Genomic DNA, 20,895 nt, shown 5'->3' with positions numbered 1-20,895 from the left:
TTGTAGGTATGCCATTCTACCTGTTAAAGCAAAATGTATATACAAAAAAGGTCGGCGTGATGTGATCGTGACTGCCGTGCCTGTGGCTATACCTGAGGACTGGAGGTAATTGTTAGGCGACCGGATCCCTGGTGTTTTTTGAAAGCAGTAGTGCCGCAGTGAGGTGTGAGTATCGTCAGCGCCGGGATATCAGCGGTCCTGCAGGGTCTTTGTAGAGGGCACAAAAAAGCCCGCAGAATCAGCGATTCTGCGGGCTTTTCCGTAATATGGCTCCGCCTGCTGGGCTCGAACCAGCGACCCAATGATTAACAGTCATTTGCTCTACCAACTGAGCTAAGGCGGAATGGACTTAACCAGAGGCCGCGTATATTAATGATCGAGTTGGGTGTGGTCAACACCCGATTGCAGATTATTTTCAGTGGCCCAGCGAACCCCTTACAAGGCTGAAATCCGGGGCCAAGTCGATGATAATAAACGGCTAATTTCTGCCCAGTCTGGCCCTGTCATGTCCAAAGCGTTCAAAGTCCAGTCCTCCTACCAGCCCGCCGGGGACCAGCCCCGGGCCATCGAGCAGCTGGTGGAAGGGGTGCAGGCAGGGCTGGCCTCCCAGATCCTGCTGGGGGTCACCGGCTCGGGCAAAACTTTCACCATGGCCCACGTGGTGGAAAAGCTGCAGCGGCCCACCATTGTCATGGCCCACAACAAGACGCTGGCGGCCCAGCTCTACGGCGAGTTCAAGGAATTCTTCCCGGACAACGCGGTGGAGTACTTCGTCTCCTACTACGACTACTACCAGCCCGAAGCCTACGTGCCCTCGTCCGACACCTATATAGAGAAGGACGCCTCGGTCAACGACCACATTGAGCAGATGCGCCTGTCGGCTACCAAGGCCCTGCTGGAGCGGGATGACTGTCTGGTAGTGGCCACGGTGTCCGCCATTTACGGCCTGGGGGATCCCCAGTCCTACTTCAAGATGGTGATGCACCTGTCCCGGGGGGAAATCATAGACCAGCGCCATATCCTGCGGCAGCTGGCGGAGCTGCAGTACACCCGCAATGATGTCGACTTCTCCCGCGGCACCTACCGGGTGCGGGGGGATGTGATCGACATCTTCCCGGCGGACTCGGAGCGTGAGGCGGTGCGGGTGGAGCTGTTCGACGAGGAGATCGACAGCATCACCCTGTTCGATCCCCTCACCGGGGCGGTGGAAAGCAAGGTGCCGCGCGTTACCATCTTCCCCAAGAGCCACTACGTGACCTCACGGGACGTAATGCTAAACGCGGTGGAGCAGATCGAGCAGGAGCTGGACGGCCGCCTCAAGCAGTTGAATGAGGTGAGCAAGCTGGTGGAGGCCCAGCGCCTGCAGCAGCGCACCAAATACGACATGGAGATGATCCGTGAACTGGGCTACTGCAACGGGGTGGAGAACTACTCCCGCTACCTCTCCGGGCGCGCCTCGGGTGAGCCGCCGCCCACCCTGTTCGAATACCTGCCGGACAACGCCCTGGTGATCATCGACGAGTCCCACGCCACCATTCCCCAGATCGGCGCCATGTTCCGCGGTGACCGCTCGCGCAAGGAAACCCTGGTGGAGTATGGTTTCCGCCTGCCTTCGGCACTGGACAACCGCCCCCTGCGCTTCGAGGAGTGGGAGCAACTGGTGCCCCAGGCGGTGTATGTGTCCGCCACGCCCGGCCCCTATGAAATCGAGCACGCCGGCCGCACGGTGGAGCAGGTGGTGCGCCCCACCGGCCTGGTGGACCCGGAGCTGGAAGTGCGCCCGGCCACCACCCAGGTGGACGACCTGCTGGCGGAAATCCGCAAGGTGGTGGCGGACGGCGAGCGGGTGCTGGTGACCACCCTCACCAAGCGTATGGCCGAGGACCTTACCGAATACCTGGCGGAGCACGACGTGCGGGTGCGCTATATGCACTCGGATATCGATACCGTGGAGCGGGTGGAAATCATCCGCGACCTGCGCCTGGGAGAGTTCGACGTGCTGGTGGGCATCAACCTCCTGCGGGAGGGCCTGGATATGCCCGAGGTGTCGCTGGTGGCCATTCTGGATGCCGACAAGGAGGGCTTCCTGCGCTCCGACCGCTCCCTCATCCAGACCATCGGCCGCGCCGCCCGTAACCTGAAGGGCCGCGCTATTCTGTATGCCGACCGGGTGACCGGATCGATGGAGCGGGCGATGGCAGAAACCGAGCGCCGCCGGGAGAAGCAGCTGGCCTACAACGCCGAACACGGCATTACCCCACGGGGGGTCACCAAGTCGGTCCAGGACATCATGGAAGGCGCCCGCCGCATGCCCACCCGCGGCAAGGCCAAGGGCCGCAAGGTGGCGGAGGACAAGCTGGCCTACAGCAACGAGGAGGTGGCCAAGCTCAGCCCCGCCGCGCTGGCCCGCAAGCTCAAGCAGATGGAGGCGCAGATGTTGGAACACGCCAAGAACCTGGAGTTCGAGGAGGCCGCCGCCCTGCGCGACCAGGTGGCGGAGCTCAAGCAGCTGGCTTTCGTGAGTTAGTCAGGTCAGTGCAACTGCCCATCCTGGGCTATAGTCTGTGCATCTTTGCCTAGTGGAGTTCTGTCATGTGGTTACGCCTTCTGCCCGCCCTGTTCCTGCTGTCATCTGCCGCCGTGCAGGCCGACAAGCCGCACCTGATTGACTGCGACGCCAAGGATGTCGCCCGTAACGCGGCGATGGAGGCCGCAGTGGGTGTGCACGGGCCCTGCGATGCAGAGAAGGTCAGCAACCGGGCCAAGGACGACGTGGACGACAAGCTGGATGACGCCCGCGACGGGGCCGAAAAGAAAATGGACAAGGTGAAAGACAAGCAGAAAGACAAGGACAAGAAGAAGCTGCACAAGGACAAGGATTGAGGCTACAGCTCCCCGCGCGGTAGCCGCAGGGCAATCATCACCCCCTCCGCCCCGGGTAGATTGTGCGCCTGCACCTGCCCGCCCAGGGTCTCGGTAATCAGCTTGACGATATAGAGGCCCAGCCCCAGGTGCACACCGTCGCCGGCGGACTTTTCCCGCAACGATACCATGGCCTCGAACAGCTGGCCCTGCATGTGCTCTGGCAATGGCGGCCCCTGGTTGGTGACCGCCAGCTCCCAGTGGCTGCCGCTGGCGGTGAGTGATACCTGAATGGGGCCACCCGGCGCCGAGAACGACGCGGCGTTGTCCACCAGCTTGTCCAGGGCCTGTACCAGCAGGTCGGGGGAGGCCAGGCAGGGGGCCGCAAGCAGGTCGCATTTCAGTTGCAGGCGGTAGCCCGGGTAGGCGCTCTGGTAGGCGGGTACTACCTGTTTCAGTAGCGGCACCAGGTCCAATTCCGCCAATACGTCACTGCGCACGCTCTCTTCCACCCGGCTGGCTTCGGTCATGGCAGTGAGGATGCGCCCCAGTCGCTCCAGCCCTTCTCGCGCCCGGGCCACAAAGACATCGCGCTGCGCCGGCGCGGTCTCTTCATCGAGGTTGTCCAGTGAGGACTGGATCACCGCGATGGGCGTGCGCAGCTCGTGGGACAGCTTGCGGCTCAGGGTCTGCAGGTATTCGTTGTAGGCGCGCAACTCCTCCAGCAGGTCGGCAAAGCGCCGGGACAGTTCGCCCACTTCGTCCCGCGCCTTGCTGCGGGGGAAGGCCTCGGTGACGATATTGCCGCGCTGGGCCACCCGCCCGGCGGCCCGGCTCAGGCGCCCGATGCGCCAGGACAGCACGCTGGCGTAGCCGAGCAGGCCCAGGGCAGCCAGGGCCGCCGCCAGCAGGCTGTAACTCAGCAGCTTGCTGAAGGCGCGGTCGGTCAGGGCCAGGTATTCCTCGCTGCCCTGGCGCAGCAACACCGCGCCGATCACTTCGCCGTCACTGCGGATGGGGGCCGCGGCCGACAGGGTGCTGCGCCGGCCATTGGTTGTTTCCCGGTACCAGCGAATGGCGTCCTGGCCGCGCAGGGCGGTCACCAGTTCGGCTGCCGCCAGGCGCCCCGTGGCCGTGGTCTGGGGCAGGGGGGGAACCTCCTGTTGTGACAGGATGCGTCGATACAACCAGCGCAGCAGCCAGAAGGGCCGGTTGTCCTGGTTTGCATCGGTGTCATCGGGGGGCGTGGCTGGCGCCACCTGCGCCAGTTGCCAGCTGTTGATATCGAATACGGCCAGTTCGCGGCCCGGCGCGCCAAACGCCGACAGCGGTTGTTGTAGCGCGTCGGGGTAATAGATCAGCCAGGGCGGAGCCTGCTGTTCCAGCGGCGTAAAGTTGCCGGCGGTGAGTGGAGCGCCGCGGCCGTCCACATCCACAATCTGCAGGCCGAGACGGTTGCCGGTAATGCCCAGGGGCAACTGTATTTCCAGGGTGTAGCCCTGTTGGGTGTCCTGCCACACGCCGGTGATCTGGCCGGGGTTCACGCCGGGGTGGCGGCGGCCGGCAGCGCGGGCCCGCACCGCCCCCGGGGCCGCGGTGGCAATGGCGTAGTCCTGGCGCCGGCCGTCCAGCCAGGTGCGAATCAGCAGGCGGTCTCCGTTGGGCTCGGGTGACAGGCCCGGGTTGTCGTACACCACCTTGTTGTCGCTGACGGCCAGCAACAGGTAGAGCATGCCGTTGCGGGTGGCCGCCTGGTAGCGGAAGCCGGGCGCAGCGCCAGGGCCCTGGTCGGCGCTGCCGTTTTCACTATGGTTGCCAAAACCGCCGCTCCACTCGTCGGGCCAGCCGTCGGCGTAGCCGTCAACAATAATCGGGGCCTGGGCGGCACGCGCGTAAATCGAACCATTCAACTCGGCCGGTTCGCGCAGCCGGGCGGTGTCCGGGTACAGTAAGCCAGGCTGTTCGCTGAAGCTCGCGGCCACGGCCTGGGCGGTGGCCTGCAGGGCAATGGCCTGGCCCTGGCGCAGGGTGTTTTCGGTTTCCCGCAGGAACTGGCAGCCGGCCCAGGGCAGCGCCAACAGCAGCAGGCTGATAACAATCAGCTGCCGGCGCAGGCTCACTCGCGGCCTACCCAGCGGTAACCCATGCCGTAGGCAGTTTCGATGGCGTCGAACTGCTCATCCACCGCCTGGAACTTGCGGCGGATGCGTTTGACGTGGGAGGTGATGCTGTTGTCGTCCAGCACCACACTGGCGGCTTCCATCAGTTGCTGGCGGTTTTTCACATGCCCCGGGTGGTGGGCCAGGGCATGCACCATCCAGAATTCCGTCACCGTGAGTTCCACAGGCTGGGTGCGCCAGCTGGCGGTCATCCGTTCCAGGTTCAGCAGCAGGGCGCCCTGTTCCACCCGGTGTTCCCGCGACTCCGGTGCCCGCAGGGCTTTCACCCGGCGCAGCAGGGCCGTGATGCGTGCCAGCATGTGGGGCTGGCTGATGTCCTTGGTGAGGTAGTCGTCGGCGCCCAGGCGCAGGCCGGAGATGATGTCCAGTTCCGAGTCGCGCGCGGTCAGAAAGACAATGGGCAGCTCCGGGGAGCGACTGCGCAGGTCGCGGCACAGGTCGAAACCGCCTTCGAACTCATCACCCAGGCCCACGTCGATGATCGCCAGGTCCGGCAGGCGCAGGGCAAAGGCCTCAGCGGCACGCTGGCGGCTATCGTACAGCGACACTTTGAAACCCTGGCGCTGCAGGGCGTCGCGGTAATTGGCGGCCAGGCTGGCCTCATCTTCGACAATGGCAATGTGCTGTGGCATGGCGTGAACCGGCCCGGCTCCACGGATTGAGAGTGCGCTCATGGTTCCAGAAAGGTCAGGGCAGCTCAAGCGGCTGCCACAATTCGCCATAATTCATCACCGCGCCGCCGCAATTGGTACCGCGCATCACCATATTGCTTCGCTGTAATGGCTCCTGAAATCACAGGGAGGCAAGACGATGGCGGGCAAGGACGTGGTGCGATATCCACTGGAGGAGGGGGTGGTGCTGCGGCCGGGCCTCTGGTTCTGTTTTCAGGCCCTGCCCCGGGCATTGCTGTGCCTGCTGGCGCTGCTGCTGTTCAGTGTTAGTCCGGCACGAGCGGCGGCAGAGGGCGACCACCCGGGAGCCGGCAAACTGCAGTGGTTTGACAGCTCAACGGGCACCTATCAGGCGGCACTCACCCAGGGCACCCGTCTCGACATTCGTGTGTCCGGCATGCTGGCGGTGGTGCGGCTGGAGCAGGTATTCAGCAACACCACACAATCGTGGCAGGAGGGTGTCTTCAGCTTTCCCCTGCCGGCAGACGCCGCCGTGCGACGGCTGGAAATGCAGGTGGGGGAGCGGGTGGTTGTCGGCCGGATTCGCGAGCGGCAAGAGGCCGAAGTACTGTACAAGGCAGCTCGCGCCGCGGGTAAAAAGGCGGCGTTGGTAGAACAGCAGCGCCCCAATCTCTTTACCAACCGCATCGCCAATATTGGCCCAGGCGAACAGGTCACCGTGCGCATGGAGTATGTGCAGGCGGCCGAGTACAGCGAGGGCACGTTTGCCCTGCGCATCCCCACGACGATCACCGCGCGTTATATCCCCGGGATTACCCGTGAACTCCCGCGCCGTGAACAAGGGCCCCGCGAGCAACCGCCGGCGTTGAGTACGCGGTCCCGGAATGGTGAGTACCTGGGCTGGGCGAGCGCCACCGACCAGGTGCCGGATGCGCCCGCGATCAGCCCACTGCTGTTTCCGCAGCCGGGGTCGGATCGGGCGCCCCTGAATCCGATGAATGTCACGGTGCAACTGGATGCCGGCATGCCCCTGGCCCAGGTGCAGGCGCTCTATCACGAACTCAACCTCAGCCGGGATGGCCAGCGCTACCAGCTGGCCCTGGCCGGCGGCCCGGTGGAAATGGACCGGGACTTTATTCTCCAGTGGCGCCCGGTCACCGGGGCAGCGCCGCGCAGTGCTCTGTTCGTGGAGCAGGTGGCGGGAGCGTATTACGGCCTGCTGATGGTGCTGCCTCCGGAGCTCGCAGATGCAAGCGCTGTCGCCTCCCGAGAGGTCATCCTGGTCGTGGATACCTCGGGCTCCATGGCCGGGGTGTCGATCGAACAGGCACGGCACAGCCTCGCGCTCGCCCTGCGCCAGTTGACGCCGGACGACACGTTCAACGTCATCGCTTTCGACAGCAATACCCGGGCGCTTTTCAGGCACGCCATGCCCGCCAACCGGCACTACCTGGCCCAGGCCAGTGAATTCGTGCGCCAGCTCCAGGCCGGCGGCGGCACGGAAATGCGTCCCGCGCTGGAGCGAGCCTTGCTGGTTGGTGACAACAGTGAAGAAACTGATGGTGAACGCTTGCGGCAGGTGATTTTCATTACCGACGGCGCGGTGGGTAACGAGGCCGCGCTGTTTGAATTGATCCAGCAGAATCTGGGCAGTAGCCGCCTGTTTACGGTGGGCATCGGTTCGGCTCCCAATCACTGGTTCATGCAGCGGGCAGCTGACGCCGGGCGCGGCTTCAGTGTGCAGGTTGGCAACATCGACGAGGCCGGCGAAGCCATGGGGGGACTGTTCGCCCGCATTGCGGCGCCGTTGGCGACAGACGTCGCGGTGAACTGGCCCAACCCGGTGGAGGCCTGGCCGGCGCGGGTGCCTGACCTCTATCGTGGTCAGCCGCTGTTGCAGGCCGTGCGCTTCAGCGGCCCTCCTGCCGGTGATGTGCAGGTGGCTGCGAACCTGGGCGGGCAGCGCTGGCAGGACAGCGTGACGCTGCCCGCCCAGCCGGGCAATGCCGAGGTGGCCAGTGTCTGGGCCCGGCGCAAAATCGCCGGACTGCTGGCGCTGAAATCCGCCGGTTCACCGGAGGATGAAATCCGGCCCGCGGTGCTGGAGGTGGCTCTCGCCCACCAGTTGCTGAGTCCCTACACCAGTTTTATCGCGATCGAGGAGCGGGTGTCGCGGGAGCCCTCGGTTCCCCTGCGTTCCGGCGCGGTTCCCAATACCCGCCCCCGCGGCCAGGGCCCGCAACCCTATGCCTATCCGGCCACTGCTACCACCGGCCCGGCCAAGGCCTTCCTGGGCTGCTTCGCCCTCTTTATTGCCCTGCTGATCCACGTCATGCGCCGCCCGGAGGAAGACCGTGACCCTGCCAAGTCTTGAGCGCTGTCGCCGCTGGTTGCTGGTGGCCCTGTGTGCGCTGGCGTTGAAGGAGCTCGGCGCGGCCGGGGTGATTTACGCCAAGGCCGCGCTGGCGCCCCACCTGATGGCGCGGGCCTGGCAGGCCACGCTGGCGGAGGGGGGCATTCACAAGCCCTGGCCCTGGGCCGATACCTGGCCGGTGGCGCGCCTGCAGGTGCCCGCGCTGGGTATCGACCAGTTTGTGCTGGCCGGGGCGACCGGCAATGCGCTGGCCTTTGGTCCCGGGCTCGATGCCGCAGGTGTGCTCCCGGGGCAGGATGGCACCGCCGTGATCGCCGGGCACCGTGACACCCATTTCCGCTTTCTGCAGCAGTTGTTGCCCGCCATGGCGGTGCGCCTCCAGTTACCCGATGGGCGCCGCCTGGAGTACCGGGTGACCGAATCAAAGGTGGTGGACACTCGCCTGCCGGTGTTCCGCCCCGCACAGCAGGGCGCACCCAACCTGGAGCTGGTGACCTGCTACCCCTTTGATGCCATCCGCGCCGGAGGGCCCTTGCGCTATATCGTGCGAGCCGAGCCGCCGGTGGGGCTGGCCGGGTCTCTGCCCGCCGCCCCGTTTGTGACACCCTTTATCACCACTGGAGAGGAGATCGCCCTGTGAAATCCCTGTCACACCAGCACACCGTCGCCGTGTACCAGACCCTGAGTCCCTCTCAACTCGCCGCCCTGCAGGGAGCCGCCTGGCGCCGGATTGTGCCGGGTCAGGGCGGCGAGTATTTTTGCCAGCTCAAGCTGCAGCAGCGTTACGCGGAAATGATCGCGCGGCAGTGGGCGGTACCGGCCTGCGGGGCGGGATACGTGGTACGCCTGATCCTGCCGCAGCAGGTGCTGGCGCACTATGACCTGACCACCGTGGCCTACGATGAGCACCTGGAGTACCAGGTGCCAACCTGTGAGCTGGCGGAGCTCAGCCGGCACCTTGTCGGGCAGGTGGAGCTGGTTTCGGTGTTCCGCGAGTGGGAGAGTTTTTCCGTCCCCATGCACAGTCCGCCGCTGACTGCGTTAATGGGCTGAAGCGCGCTGCCCGCCGGCCTGGCGGGCTTCCATCTGGACGCGCTACCGGCCGCCCGGGCGCCGCCGGCGCGGTTTCTGGGGCCGGGACAATTCCGGCTCACGCTTCCCCGTTTCCTGTGGTACCATCCCCGCCCCTGAATTTTCACCGGCCGGGGCACCATTCCCTTTGCGCCGACTGAAGCTGACTCACGTGGCCTTTAGTAGGGGTCACCACTGGATAAAGGAAAGCTCATGCCTGTTATCACCCTGCCTGACGGCAGCCAGCGCTCTTTCGACAACCCTGTTTCCGTACACGACGTCGCCGCCGATATCGGCCCCGGCCTCGCCAAGGCCGCGCTCGCCGGCGTGGTGGATGGCCGTGAGGTAGACACCTCTTATGTCATGGAGGGCGACGCGACCCTGGCCATCATCACCGAGCGTGACGAGGCCGGCCTGGAAATCATCCGCCACTCCACCGCCCACCTGCTGGCCATGGCCACGCAGGAACTGTTCCCCGGCACCCAGGTCACCATCGGCCCGGTGATCGAGGACGGCTTTTACTACGACTTTGCCACCGGTCACCACTTCACGCCGGAAGACCTGGAAAAGATCGAAAAGCGCATGGAGGAGATCGTAGCCGAGGACCTGACGGTCGAGCGTATGGTCATGAGCCGGGACAAGGCCATCGAGCTGTTCCGCAACATGGGCGAGCACTACAAGGTGCAGATCATCGAGGACCTGCCGGCCGACGAAGAGCTCTCCATCTACCAGCAGGGTCCGTGGATGGACCTGTGCCGCGGCCCCCACGTGCCCAGCACCGGCAAGCTCAAGGCCTTCAAGCTGACCAAGGTGGCCGGCGCCTACTGGCGAGGGGATGCCAAAAACGAGATGCTGCAGCGCGTCTACGGCACCGCCTGGGCCAACAAGAAAGAGCTCAAGGCCTACCTCAACCGCATCGCCGAGGCCGAGAAACGCGACCACCGCAAGATCGGCAAGAAGCTGGACCTGTTCCACATCCAGGAAGAGGCCCCCGGCATGGTGTTCTGGCACCCCGCTGGCTGGACCATCTACCAGGCGGTGGAGCAGTACATGCGTGAGGCCCAGCGCGCCGAGGGCTATGAGGAAATCAAGACGCCGCAGCTGGTGGATATCTCCCTGTGGCAGCGTTCCGGCCACGCCGACAAGTTCGGCAATGACATGTTCATGCTGGAAACCGAAGACCGCGAGTTCGCGGTGAAGCCGATGAACTGCCCCTGCCACGTGCAGGTGTTCAACCAGGGCCTCAAGTCCTACCGGGACCTGCCCCTGCGCCTGGCGGAATTCGGCTCCTGCCACCGCAATGAGCCCTCCGGCTCCCTGCACGGCATCATGCGGGTGCGCGGCTTTACCCAGGACGACGCCCACATCTTCTGTACCGAAGAGCAGATCCAGTCAGAGGTTTCGACCTTTATCGACTTCCTGCACGCGGTGTACGAAGACTTCGGCTTCAGCGAGGTGATCTACCGCCTGTCTACCCGCCCCGAACAGCGGGTGGGCTCCGACGCCGACTGGGACCGGGCCGAAAAAGCCCTCGCCGACGCGCTCGACGCCCAGAACCTGCCCTGGGAAGAGCTGCCCGGGGAGGGCGCCTTCTACGGGCCGAAGATCGAGTTCTCACTGAAAGACTGCATCGGCCGGGTCTGGCAGCTGGGCACCATCCAGGTCGATTTCTCCATGCCGGGGCGCCTCGACGCCCAGTATGTGGCCGAGGACGGCTCCCGCCAGGTGCCGGTGATGTTGCACCGCGCCATCCTGGGTTCTTTCGAGCGTTTTATCGGGATTCTGATCGAACATTACGAGGGGGTTTTCCCGACCTGGCTCGCTCCGACCCAGGCGGTCGTGCTGAATATTACCGATAAACAGTCCGAATACGCCCAAAAAGTGGAAGATTCCTTGAAAAACAAGGGCTTTCGGGTGATTTCGGACTTGAGAAACGAAAAAATCGGCTTTAAAATCCGCGAGCACACAATTCAGAAGGTCCCCTACCTGCTTGTCGTGGGGGATAAAGAAGTCGAAACACAGACCGTGGCCGTACGGGCCCGTCGTGGCGAGGACATGGGATCGATGGATCTCGAGGCGTTTACCGCCCACCTTGCAGACGATGTGGCACGTCGCGGCCGTATTGTAATGGAAGTGGAGAATCAGCATTAAGAGAGATAGTGGCAAAGGCGCCTCCAAGAAGGCCCTGACCAACGACCAGATCACCCATGACCCGGTACGCCTGATAGGCGCCGATGGTGAACAGGTAGGTATTGTGCCCCTGAGCGAGGCCAAGACCGCGGCGGAAGCCGCCAGTATGGACCTCGTGCTTATTGCTGAATCCGACCCCGCAGTCTGCAAGATCATGGACTACGGGAAACATGTCTTTGAGGCGAAGAAGCAGAAGGCTGCTCAGAAGAAGAAGCAGAAGCGGACTCAAGTCAAGGAAATGAAGTTTCGTCCTGGGACGGAAGAGGGTGACTATCAGGTAAAACTGCGCAACCTGACACGTTTCCTCGAAAATGGCGACAAGGCCAAAGTCACACTGCGTTTTCGCGGTCGTGAAATGGCTCACCAGGAAATCGGCCTGGAATTGCTGAAGCGGGTAGAAGCCGATCTCGCAGAGATTGGCTCCGTGGAGCAGTTCCCCAAGATGGAAGGCCGTCAAATGACCATGGTGATCGCCCCGAAGAAGAAGAACTAGGGCCCGTGAATGCCTTAGTGCTTCGTTTGTTTAACTCTCAAATGCGGAGTGTTTATTATGCCTAAAGCAAAAATTCACAGCGGTGCTGCCAAGCGTTTCAAGAAAACGGCTGGCGGCTATAAGCGTAAAAGCGCTTATAAGAGCCACATCCTGACCAAAATGACCACCAAGCGTAAGCGTCAGCTGCGTGGAACTTCAATGATCCACGCCAGCGATAAAGTGCTTGTCGACCGCATGTTGCGGGCGCGCTAACGGACCCATTGGAGATTAGGAGAAGACTATGCCTCGCGTAAAACGTGGTGTGGTGGCCCACCGCCGTCACAAGAAAATCCTGAAACAGGCCAAGGGTTACTATGGTGCCCGCAGCCGTGTGTTTCGTGTTGCCAAGCAAGCTGTTACCAAAGCTGGCCAGTATGCATACCGTGACCGTCGTCAGCGCAAGCGTCAGTTCCGCGCGCTGTGGATCACGCGTATCAACGCCCAGTCCCGCGCTAACGGCCTGAGCTACAGCCGACTGATCAACGGCCTGAAGAAGGCCGACATCCAGCTGGACCGCCGCGTGCTGTCTGACCTGGCTGTGCATGACAAGCCGGCTTTTGCAGCGATCGTGGAGCAAGCGAAGGCCGCTCTGGCCTAAGCCCACCCCCACTGCGGTGCTGTTGTGATTGCACCGCGGTTCGCTGGCTACACTGTAAGTACAAGAAGGGAAAGGGCTCAGCTCTTTCCCTTCTTTTTTGCCGTTTTAAAAGCGGAGTACGGATTGTGAAGCTCTCATCGTTTGGGGACTTCGCTACCCGCACAGATCATGCCCGAGGGGTTTCGCGGACTCGCCGTGAATACATCCATGTAGGCTCTTCAGCGGCATCCATGCCGCTGACGGTCCGCGAAACCCCTCGGGCATGCTCTGCGCTCCTTTTTTGGAGTCTTTCAGATCTCTGACTTCGCTCGTCGTGGTTGCGAAGTACGGAGGTAGCGCTGGTGGTCGGGGGGCTCCCGGCGGACTGTGTGAGACATGGATGTCGAGCACAAGCCCCCATGGAAGGGTTCACGGCGTGTCCGACGGGAGCCCCGCGACCGCCAGTGCGGAAAGCGACCACCTTACTGAGAGTCAGAGCGTCGATAAACACTGAAAAACTCGAGACCAAACCAATGGAAAACCTCGAACCACTCGCCAACGAAGCCCGGGCCAAAATCCAGGCTGCCGACGACGGTGCCACCCTTGAGCAACTGCGCGTCGACTACCTTGGCAAGAAAGGCCAGATCACCGCACTGCTCAAAGGCCTCGGCAAGCTGAGCGCCGAAGAGCGCCCCGAAGCCGGTGCCAAAATCAACGTCGTCAAACAGGAACTGCAAGCGCTGATTGGCGAGCGCAAGCAGGCGCTGGAAAGTGCGGCGGTCGAAGCCAAACTGGCAGCCGAGACCATCGACGTGACCCTGCCCGGCCGCGGCCAGACCACCGGTGGTATTCACCCCGTCACCCGCACCATCGAGCGCATCGAGGACTTCTTCTCCAGCATCGGCTTCGACGTGGTGGAAGGCCCGGAGATCGAAGACGACTACCACAACTTCGAGGCCCTCAATATTCCGGCGCACCACCCCGCCCGGGCCATGCACGATACCTTCTACGTCGACGAGACCACGGTATTGCGCACCCACACCTCACCGGTGCAGGTGCGGGTGATGGAAACCGAGAAGCCGCCGCTGCGGGTGATCTGCCCCGGGCGCGTGTATCGCTGCGACTCGGACCTGACGCATACCCCCATGTTCCACCAGATGGAAGGCCTGCTGATCGACGAGCACTCCAGCTTTGCCGACCTCAAGGGCCTGATCGAGGAGTTCCTGCGGGTGTTCTTCGAGAAGGAGCTGGCGGTGCGTTTCCGTCCATCCTACTTCCCCTTCACCGAGCCCTCGGCAGAGGTGGACATCCAGTGTGTGAACTGTGGTGGTGACGGTTGCCGCGTGTGCAGCCACACGGGCTGGATCGAGATCATGGGCTGCGGCATGGTGCACCCGAGCGTGTTTGAGTCCTCCAACATCGACCCGGAAAAATACTCCGGCTTCGCCTTCGGTATGGGTATGGAGCGTTTGGCCATGTTGCGCTACGGCGTGAATGACCTGCGCCTGTTCTTCGACAACGACCTGCGTTTCCTCGAGCAGTTCTAAGCCCCCGACCACGGAGAGATAAACAGTGAAAATCAGTGAACAGTGGCTGCGGGAATGGGTTAACCCGGAGCTTTCCACCGAAGACCTGGCCCACCAGATCACCATGGCTGGCCTGGAAGTGGACGCTATCGAGCCGGTGGCGGGCAGTTTCAGTGGTGTGGTGGTGGCAGAGATCATCAGCGCCGAGCAACACCCGGACGCCGACAAGCTGCGCGTGTGCGCAGTGAACGCCGGTGACGAGACGGTACAGATCGTGTGCGGTGCACCGAATGCCCGCGCAGGCCTGAAGGCGCCGCTGGCGAAGGTCGGCGCGGTACTGCCTGGCGACTTCAAGATCAAGAAGGCCAAACTGCGCGGCGCCGAGTCATTCGGCATGCTCTGCGCGGAGCAGGAGTTGGGTTTGTCGGATGCCTCCGACGGCCTGATGGAATTGCCGGCGGATGCGCCCGTAGGCGGCGATATTCGTGAGTTCCTGCAACTGGACGACAACCTGATCGAGATCGGCCTGACCCCGAATCGCGCCGACTGCCTAGGTGTGCGCGGTATCGCCCGGGAAGTCGGCCTGCTGAATGGCCTGGCGGTCACCGAGCCTGCGATTGCCGAGGTGCCCGCGAGCCACGACGATACCCTGACGGTGGAACTGCAGGCGGCGGCACACTGCCCCCGTTATCTGGGCCGGGTGGTGCGCAACGTGGATCTGTCGCGCCCCAGCCCCCTGTGGCTGCAGGAAAAACTGCGTCGTTGCGGCATCCGCAGCATCGATGCGGCGGTGGATATCACCAACTATGTGTTGCTTGAGCTGGGCCAGCCCATGCACGCCTTCGACCTGGACAAGCTGCAGGGCGGCATCGTTGTGCGCACGGCGGAGCAGGGTGAATCCCTGGCGCTGCTGGACGGCCAGACAGTTGAGCTGAATGCCGAGACCCTGGTGATCGCCGACCACAGTGGTGCGGTGGCGATGGCCGGCATCATGGGCGGCGATCCTACCGCTGTGGGTGAGGGTACGACCAACATCTTCCTCGAAGCGGCTTTCTTCACCCCGGATCTGCTGGCCGGCAAGGCTCGCGGCTATGGCCTGCACACCGATTCCTCCCACCGCTTCGAGCGTGGCGTGGACTTCACCCTGCAACGCCAGGCCATGGAGCGCGCCACCGCGCTGCTGCTGGAGATTGTTGGCGGAGAGGCGGGCCCGATTATCGAGGCTGTCGATGAAGCCCAGTTGCCGGCCCGCCCGGACGTGACCCTGCGCGCCGAGCGCATCGGCAAGCTGCTGGGCTTTGAACTGCCCGCGGCGGAAGTGGAGCGCATCCTCGGCGGGCTCGGCCTCGGCGTCACCGCTACCGACGGCGGCTGGACCTGCAGCGTGCCGAGCTGGCGCTTTGACATCGCCATTGAGGCGGACCTGCTGGAAGAGCTGGCCCGGGTCTACGGCTACAACAACCTGCCCATCACCCGCATCCGCGCGGGGCTGAGCATGCCGGCGCAACCGGAGTCCGAGCTGTCACCGCGCTTCCTGCGCCGCCACCTGGCAGCACGGGGCTACCGCGAGGCAATTACCTACAGCTTTGTCGAGCCTGCGCTGCAGCAGGTGTTCGACCCGGAGCTGACGCCGGTGGCACTGGCCAACCCGATCTCCGCCGACATGGCGGTGATGCGGACCAGCCTGCTGCCGGGCCTGGTGAGCGCGGTACTGCGCAACACCAACCGCCAGCAGCCCCGTGTCCGCCTGTTCGAGACCGGACTGCGGTTCATTCCCGGCCCTGACACAGCGCTCGAAGGCCTGCAGCAGGTGCCGACCCTGGCCCTGGTGGCCACCGGGCAGCGGCTGGCGGAATCCTGGGCCAGCCCCAGTGAGGCAGCGGACTTCTTCGACCTGAAGGGCGACCTGGAAAGCCTGCTGGCCCTGGGGCGTCGCGCTGGCGAATTCACCTTTGCCGCGGGCCGTCACCCGGCCCTGCACCCCGGCCAGACCGCGACCATTCAGCTGGATGGCAAGGGCGTGGGCGTGATCGGTGCGTTGCACCCCACCGTGCAGCGTGACCTCGACCTGAACGCGGCCCTTTACGTGTGCGAGATCGACCTGGAAGCGGTGCTGGGCGGGGCCCTGCCGTCATTCGCCGAGCTGTCACGCTTCCCCGAAGTGCGCCGCGACCTGGCGGTACTGGTGGACAAGCAGGTGCCGGCAACCGACCTGATGGCGAGTGTTCGCGCTGCGGCGGGCAGTCACATGACCGAACTGCGTCTGTTCGACGTGTACGAGGGCAAGGGCGTTGAGCCCGGCAAGAAAAGCCTGGCGTTGGGCCTGGTGTTCCGCGACAAAACGCGAACCCTGGCGGAAGAGGACGTCAACCAGGCGGTTGAACAGGTGGTTGCCTCTCTGCAGACCGATTACAGTGCAGAGCTGCGAAGCTAGGTGAGGTAGTCCCGGGGGCTTGCTGGCCCCCGGTCATTTGCCAAGCGGCGCTCTCCCTCACGGGGCAGCGCCGCTTTTGCGTTCAGGTCAGTGGACGTGACCGTGAGCGACTTCTTCGTCGGTAGCGGGGCGCACATCGACCACCTGCACTTCAAAGTGCAGTTCGGTGCCCGCCAGGGGGTGGTTGGCATCGATGGTGATCTCGTCACCTTCTACCGCGGTGACCACCACGCGCTGGACGTTGCCCTGGGGGTCCTGGGACTGGAAGGCCATACCGGGCTCGATAGTCTCAACACCCTGGAATACAGCGCGATCGACCACCTGTACCAGCTGCGGTACCACTTCGCCGTAGCCGTCGGCCGGGGCGATAACGACATTCAGTTCATCACCGCTCACCTTGCCGGTCAGGGCGTTTTCCAGGCCCGGAATAATGTTGCCGGCGCCGTGCAGGTAGTTCAGCGGATCTGAACCCGCAGAGCTGTCGAGGGTGTTGCCGTCTGCGTCGGAAAGGGTGTAGTGAATGCTGACCACGGCGTTATCGCCAATTAGCAGAGACATAAAATGCTCCTGTGAGTATGCCATTGCCGGCTGAACGGGGTGCGGTGTATGGCGTATGGGTGTTGCCCGAATGGTGCGAGGGCGATGATGGCGCTGCCGCGGGGGCAACTGGTTGGCCGGGCTGTGCCGACCTGGGGAGTGCGCCCGGCGGTGTTGGCCGCCGGGTGCTGCAGAGTCGCGTCGTCGATCAGACTACAACGATGTTTTCTGCTTGCGGGCCTTTTTTGCCCTGGGTCACGGTGAACTCGACCTTCTGGCCTTCAACCAGGGTTTTGAAGCCTGAGCCGCTGATGGCGCTGAAGTGAGCGAATACGTCGGGACCGGAGTCCTGCTCGATGAAGCCGAAGCCTTTGGTTTCGTTGAACCACTTAACGGTGCCAGTGCTGGTAGACATAAGTAATATCCTGCATTTTCAGTTGTTTAGTGTCCTCTCTCGGGGGAGATTCGGCTCCGACGAGATGCGACGACATGCGCGCGGGAGGACGGTTGAGCTTGAGTTATTGCGATTACTTATGAATAGCTGGGCGAGGTGACTGCACGGGTTTAGTCGGCGAGACTTCGGACGGGAATGCATAAGACGGTAAAAACTTGCAAGCTTGCTCAGTATAAGGGCACAGCGGGGGCCGTCAAAGGCTTTTTTGTCACCACTAGTACCCCTTTTTGGAAGATATTCGGGGGGCAGATTGTCAGGGGGCGCCGCCGGGCGGGAGCCACTGGTCACTCCAGGCCAACAGCGCCCGCACGGTTTCCACATAGCCGGCCGGGATGTGGCCACCTTCCACCACGACGTGTCGCTTCTGGTCCACCGGGGAGCCCAGGGCGTCGAAGTACGGCTGTTGGGCGCCCTCGAGCGAGAAATTGAAATCGTCCCGGCCAGTGAAGAGCAGCACGGGGAGCGTCACCCGGGGCAGGTAATGCTGCATGGTGATTTCCGGCGGCAGGGGCTGCTCGTAGAGCCCGGTGCTCTGGATCATGGCGGTGGTAAACCGCTCCTCGACCGCCAGCGCGTAAGGCGCCCTGGCGGCACCGTAGCTGATGGCGTGCAACGCGACATGGTCGCTGTCGATATCATCCCGTGTTTCCAGGTAGTCCAGGGTCCGGCGGATATCCTGCACCTGCTGTACCAGTTGTTCGCGCAGGGCCAGGGGCCCGGAAGGGCGGGCCCGGTTACGCTCGAAGGTGCCCTGGTAAACCGGGAACGCCACCGCTCGCCCGGTCCGCAGGAAGGGCTCCACGTCGAGTAGTCCCGTCTGGTCGAGGGAGTCGAGCATCAGCGCGTTGCCCCCCGGAAAATGCACGACCACGGGGTAGGGCGGTGAGCCGTTGGCCGGCAGGAGCAAATCCATGGGCAGTGTTTCATCACCGTAGGCCGCCCGAATCCTGATGCGTTCCCGCACCCAGGCCGACTGGCTCTCGTCCCGGGCAACCAGGGTGGCGTCGAGGGGGGCCGGGTCATAGTCAAACTGGCGGGCGAACAGGGCGAAGGTGGCGTCGTCCACGGGGGCGATGTCGCGGGGCGGTTTGCGCGGAAGGTCGGCCAGCATCTGCGCGGTGGGTGGGATGGCGCTGTGCATCAGCCTGACGCCCATGCCACGGCGGCGCTGTAAGGCGGGTTGCGCGTAGGGGTCCAGCAGGGCGTAGGAGTCCGACCGCCAGGAGCCGCCCAGCAGGTGCCGCTGGTCACCGGAAGCGTTGGCACACCACTCCGCCACGTTGCCCGCCATGTCGTAGGTGCCCCGGGCGCCGAGTCCGCCCTGGCCCACCGCCCGGGTGGCGCGGCCATTGAAGTGGCTGGCGGTTACGGTGTCGGCAAACAACTGGGCCTGCGGGCCGCCGAAGCCCGCGGCGCGCCACCAGTGAAATGCGGTGGGTAGCTGGTGTCCTGCCCATTTGGCGTAGGCCGCCGCCTCATACCAGCTGATGCCTTCCACGGGATGATCCGCCAGTTCCGGGGGGTAGGTGCCCGACGCCCAGAATGCGGGGCCGGGCAGCCCGGTGCTGTCCACCAGTTTGGGGATCAGCTCAGGCCAGGGCAGTGCCGGGTCCTCCGTGGATGACGGGGCCCAGTGCTCCCGGTTCTGGTAGCCGCCGTCGCTGACAAAGGCGGCGTATTCCCGGTTCGTGACCTCGTTGCGCTGGATCCAGTAAGCGGGCAGCTCCACCCGGTTGCCCATGTACTCCACCGGGCCGGGAGGCACGTACACCATGCCTTCCACGGCGTTGGCGAGCCTCGGCAGCACGAACGGCTCTGGCCAGGGCAGGATGCTGGGGGCTACCGTGAGTGATTGCCGGCCCTCGTGAGCGAGGCTAAAGCTCAGCATGGCGGGTGGTAGCCGGATTTTGTTCAGCGGCGTTTTCCCCAGTGGTACCCACTCCTCTGCCCCCGCCTGGTAGGGACCCACAGCGATGGTGGCTCCGGTGGGGTCGCTGGTCAGGGTGACCGGCAGTGACAGGCCGAGCCAGAGTTGCTCCAGCGCGGGATCACCGGGGAACTGCTCCCGGGCCTCGCGGGCGAGTCGCCAGGCGGCAAACAGGTCCGTTTGCAGGGTACTGCGGATGGCGGGAATAACCTCCCCGTGGAGCCGGCTCAGGGAGGATTCATGCTGAATGTCCCGGTAGAGGTACAGCCCCGGGATGCTGCACAGGGCCACCAGGATAATGGCCAGCAGCCCGAGCCGTCGCGACCATCGCGGTGCTGCGGGCGTAGGGTCCCCAGCCTCGGCAGGCTGGCGGTCTGGTTGTTCCTTCACACCCTGAGCCGGGGAGGAGATTTCCTCCACCTCGCAAACCATACGGTAGCCGCGGCGATGTTGCGTCTCTATATAGCGGGGAGACTGCGGCTCGTCTCCCAGGGCCTGGCGCAGTTCGCTGATGGTTTGCGGAAGCACATTGGGCGAGAGGGCAGAGCGCCCCCAGACTTCGTCCATCAACGCATCCCGGTCCACGACCCGGGGCGCGTGGCGGAGCAGGGCTTCGCACAGCAGGAAGGCCTGCCGGCGCAGCTTCACCTGCCCGGCCTCGCCGGTCAGGGTGCCGGTGAGGGGGTCGAGAACGAAGTCACCAAAGCGGTAGGCCATGCGCTTTTCCGAGACTCAGGCGCTGGCCGCGGCCGGGTTCCAGTAGGTGGTAGAGGCTGTGGCAACCCCCTCATGGGCGATCAAACGGGGACAGGGGAGAGAATGCAATATGATATGGCCCGAATTATCTTCTTTAAAAACAGAAGGATAGAACATTTGAGAGAAATTTTAAGTGGTTTTGATTGTTTTGCTCAGTCTTTTCCCGCGGGCTTGCCGACACTCGGACTGGCGATGGTCACCGGACTGTCGATTATCCGAATCACGAGAGGGAAAAGCGCATGTCAAACAAGCAGAAGCATCATCAGTGGAAGTGTGGACTGGCGGCCGCAGCCGTCGCCCTGACGGGTAGCCTGTACGGATCGCTGGCATCGGCGGGATCGGAGAGCGCCACGCCGATTTACGGGGTGAGCGCCCCGGTGCGGGAGCAGTTACTGCAACTGAGCAAGGCGGTACAGGCCTTCTCCAGCCACGATGTCGCCCGGGCAGCGGGTTGGTCCGCCACCATTTCGGACTGTATCGTCTCCCCCGCGGGCGGGATGGGGTTTCACGTGGCCAACCTGGACGAACTGGAGGGGCGGCCCTTCGAGGTGTCGCTGCTGCGCCCGGAAGTGCTGATGTACGTGCCCATGGAGGACGGTTCCATGGAGTTTCTCGGGGTCGAGTACATTGTTCCCTATACCCCCGAAAACGCGTCCACTCCGCCGCAGTTGCTGGGCCAGTCATTCCAGTACAACCCCTTCCTCGGTATCTGGGCCCTGCATGTGTGGACCGAACGACACAATCCCCTGGGCGTCTTCGCGTCCTTCAATCCTTCGGTCAGCTGCGAATTCGCCGAATCCGGGGAGTGATCATTCCCCAGCGCATCGGGTTGCGGGCGGAGTA

17 protein-coding genes and 1 tRNA gene are annotated in these 20,895 nt (G+C 63.8%); 12 read left to right on the top strand and 6 right to left on the bottom strand.

Annotated elements, in window-relative coordinates; genetic code table 11:
* Window positions 1-267: 267 nt before the first annotated feature.
* Window positions 268-343 (bottom strand) — tRNA-Asn (locus tag FV139_RS01540).
* A gap of 162 nt (window positions 344-505) precedes the next feature.
* Here FV139_RS01540 and uvrB point away from each other — a divergent pair.
* Both uvrB and FV139_RS01530 read left to right on the top strand, forming a co-directional pair.
* Window positions 506-2,527: an excinuclease ABC subunit UvrB gene (gene uvrB, locus FV139_RS01535; protein WP_148066481.1), complete on the top strand. Its 2,022-nt coding sequence runs from the start codon at window positions 506-508 to the stop codon at window positions 2,525-2,527.
* A 65-nt stretch (window positions 2,528-2,592) separates the two neighbouring features.
* Window positions 2,593-2,883, top strand: coding sequence for a hypothetical protein (locus tag FV139_RS01530; RefSeq protein ID WP_148066480.1), 291 nt, complete (start codon window positions 2,593-2,595; stop codon window positions 2,881-2,883).
* Window positions 2,884-2,885: 2 nt separating this feature from the next.
* On the opposite strand, the gene FV139_RS01525 is transcribed toward FV139_RS01530, so the two are convergent.
* A complete protein-coding gene (locus tag FV139_RS01525; RefSeq protein WP_148066479.1) occupies window positions 2,886-4,982 on the bottom strand; it encodes an ATP-binding protein in 2,097 nt (698 codons plus the stop codon).
* Window positions 4,979-5,674: a proteobacterial dedicated sortase system response regulator gene (gene pdsR, locus FV139_RS01520; protein ID WP_148067029.1), complete on the bottom strand. Its 696-nt coding sequence runs from the start codon at window positions 5,672-5,674 to the stop codon at window positions 4,979-4,981. The genes FV139_RS01525 and pdsR overlap by 4 nt, the downstream gene beginning before the upstream one ends.
* 178 nt (window positions 5,675-5,852) lie before the next feature.
* Between pdsR and FV139_RS01515 the strand changes: the two genes are divergently transcribed.
* The 9 genes from FV139_RS01515 (at window position 5,853) to pheT (ending at window position 16,378) form a co-directional block, all read left to right on the top strand.
* Window positions 5,853-8,048, top strand: a complete 2,196-nt coding sequence (locus tag FV139_RS01515) for a marine proteobacterial sortase target protein (RefSeq protein ID WP_148066478.1) — start codon at window positions 5,853-5,855, stop codon at window positions 8,046-8,048.
* Window positions 8,029-8,688, top strand: coding sequence for a class GN sortase (locus FV139_RS01510; protein WP_235898471.1), 660 nt, complete (start codon window positions 8,029-8,031; stop codon window positions 8,686-8,688). The genes FV139_RS01515 and FV139_RS01510 overlap by 20 nt, the downstream gene beginning before the upstream one ends.
* On the top strand, window positions 8,685-9,101 hold the full coding sequence (locus tag FV139_RS01505) for a hypothetical protein (RefSeq protein ID WP_148066477.1): 417 nt from the start codon (window positions 8,685-8,687) through the stop codon (window positions 9,099-9,101). The genes FV139_RS01510 and FV139_RS01505 overlap by 4 nt, the downstream gene beginning before the upstream one ends.
* Before the next feature lie 231 nt (window positions 9,102-9,332).
* Window positions 9,333-11,270, top strand: coding sequence for a threonine--tRNA ligase (thrS, locus tag FV139_RS01500; protein WP_148066476.1), 1,938 nt, complete (start codon window positions 9,333-9,335; stop codon window positions 11,268-11,270).
* Entirely contained in the window at window positions 11,260-11,802 is a 543-nt protein-coding gene (infC, locus tag FV139_RS01495; RefSeq protein ID WP_213004019.1) for a translation initiation factor IF-3, read from the top strand. Before thrS ends, infC begins: the two co-directional genes overlap by 11 nt.
* Before the next feature lie 57 nt (window positions 11,803-11,859).
* Window positions 11,860-12,054, top strand: coding sequence for a 50S ribosomal protein L35 (gene rpmI / locus FV139_RS01490; RefSeq protein WP_148066474.1), 195 nt, complete (start codon window positions 11,860-11,862; stop codon window positions 12,052-12,054).
* A 28-nt stretch (window positions 12,055-12,082) separates the two neighbouring features.
* Window positions 12,083-12,439 carry a 50S ribosomal protein L20 gene (gene rplT, locus FV139_RS01485; protein WP_116368735.1) on the top strand — a complete coding sequence of 119 codons (357 nt, stop codon included), beginning with the start codon at window positions 12,083-12,085 and terminating at the stop codon, window positions 12,437-12,439.
* Between the two features lie 512 nt (window positions 12,440-12,951).
* Entirely contained in the window at window positions 12,952-13,965 is a 1,014-nt protein-coding gene (gene pheS / locus FV139_RS01480) for a phenylalanine--tRNA ligase subunit alpha (RefSeq protein ID WP_148066473.1), read from the top strand.
* 25 nt (window positions 13,966-13,990) lie between these two features.
* Window positions 13,991-16,378 (top strand): phenylalanine--tRNA ligase subunit beta, encoded by a 2,388-nt coding sequence (gene pheT / locus FV139_RS01475; protein WP_148066472.1) that lies wholly within the window; start codon window positions 13,991-13,993, stop codon window positions 16,376-16,378.
* Between the two features lie 87 nt (window positions 16,379-16,465).
* Here pheT and FV139_RS01470 read toward each other — a convergent pair whose 3' ends face one another.
* The 3 genes from FV139_RS01470 to FV139_RS01460 all read right to left on the bottom strand — a co-directional run bounded on the left by FV139_RS01470 (window position 16,466) and on the right by FV139_RS01460 (window position 20,013).
* Window positions 16,466-16,930: an FKBP-type peptidyl-prolyl cis-trans isomerase gene (locus tag FV139_RS01470; protein ID WP_148067027.1), complete on the bottom strand. Its 465-nt coding sequence runs from the start codon at window positions 16,928-16,930 to the stop codon at window positions 16,466-16,468.
* A 193-nt stretch (window positions 16,931-17,123) separates the two neighbouring features.
* Window positions 17,124-17,330, bottom strand: coding sequence for a cold-shock protein (locus FV139_RS01465; protein ID WP_148066471.1), 207 nt, complete (start codon window positions 17,328-17,330; stop codon window positions 17,124-17,126).
* 292 nt (window positions 17,331-17,622) lie between these two features.
* The gene (locus tag FV139_RS01460; protein WP_148066470.1) at window positions 17,623-20,013 is read right to left on the bottom strand and encodes an SUMF1/EgtB/PvdO family nonheme iron enzyme; all 2,391 of its coding nucleotides are present in this window, start codon (window positions 20,011-20,013) and stop codon (window positions 17,623-17,625) included.
* A gap of 278 nt (window positions 20,014-20,291) precedes the next feature.
* Here FV139_RS01460 and FV139_RS01455 point away from each other — a divergent pair, with 278 nt between their 5' ends.
* Window positions 20,292-20,861: a hypothetical protein gene (locus FV139_RS01455; protein ID WP_148066469.1), complete on the top strand. Its 570-nt coding sequence runs from the start codon at window positions 20,292-20,294 to the stop codon at window positions 20,859-20,861.
* Window positions 20,862-20,895: the final 34 nt, after the last annotated feature.

The organism is Parahaliea maris, from assembly GCF_008064665.1.
GTDB classification, from domain to species: Bacteria; Pseudomonadota; Gammaproteobacteria; order Pseudomonadales; family Halieaceae; genus Parahaliea; species Parahaliea maris.
The sequence above is the reverse complement of the archived record's forward strand: the minus strand, read 5'-3'. Positions and strand labels throughout refer to the sequence as shown.

Bases quoted from the DNA above. Each gene is read 5' to 3' on its own strand.
- uvrB (WP_148066481.1), top strand. From the start codon at position 506: ATGTCCAAAGCGTTCAAAGTCCAGTCCTCCTACCAGCCCGCCGGGGAC.
- FV139_RS01530 (WP_148066480.1), top strand. From the start codon at position 2,593: ATGTGGTTACGCCTTCTGCCCGCCCTGTTCCTGCTGTCATCTGCCGCC.
- pdsR (WP_148067029.1), bottom strand. From the start codon at position 5,674: ATGCCACAGCACATTGCCATTGTCGAAGATGAGGCCAGCCTGGCCGCC.
- FV139_RS01515 (WP_148066478.1), top strand. From the start codon at position 5,853: ATGGCGGGCAAGGACGTGGTGCGATATCCACTGGAGGAGGGGGTGGTG.
- thrS (WP_148066476.1), top strand. From the start codon at position 9,333: ATGCCTGTTATCACCCTGCCTGACGGCAGCCAGCGCTCTTTCGACAAC.
- rpmI (WP_148066474.1), top strand. From the start codon at position 11,860: ATGCCTAAAGCAAAAATTCACAGCGGTGCTGCCAAGCGTTTCAAGAAA.
- rplT (WP_116368735.1), top strand. From the start codon at position 12,083: ATGCCTCGCGTAAAACGTGGTGTGGTGGCCCACCGCCGTCACAAGAAA.
- pheS (WP_148066473.1), top strand. From the start codon at position 12,952: ATGGAAAACCTCGAACCACTCGCCAACGAAGCCCGGGCCAAAATCCAG.
- FV139_RS01465 (WP_148066471.1), bottom strand. From the start codon at position 17,330: ATGTCTACCAGCACTGGCACCGTTAAGTGGTTCAACGAAACCAAAGGC.
- FV139_RS01460 (WP_148066470.1), bottom strand. From the start codon at position 20,013: ATGGCCTACCGCTTTGGTGACTTCGTTCTCGACCCCCTCACCGGCACC.
- FV139_RS01455 (WP_148066469.1), top strand. From the start codon at position 20,292: ATGTCAAACAAGCAGAAGCATCATCAGTGGAAGTGTGGACTGGCGGCC.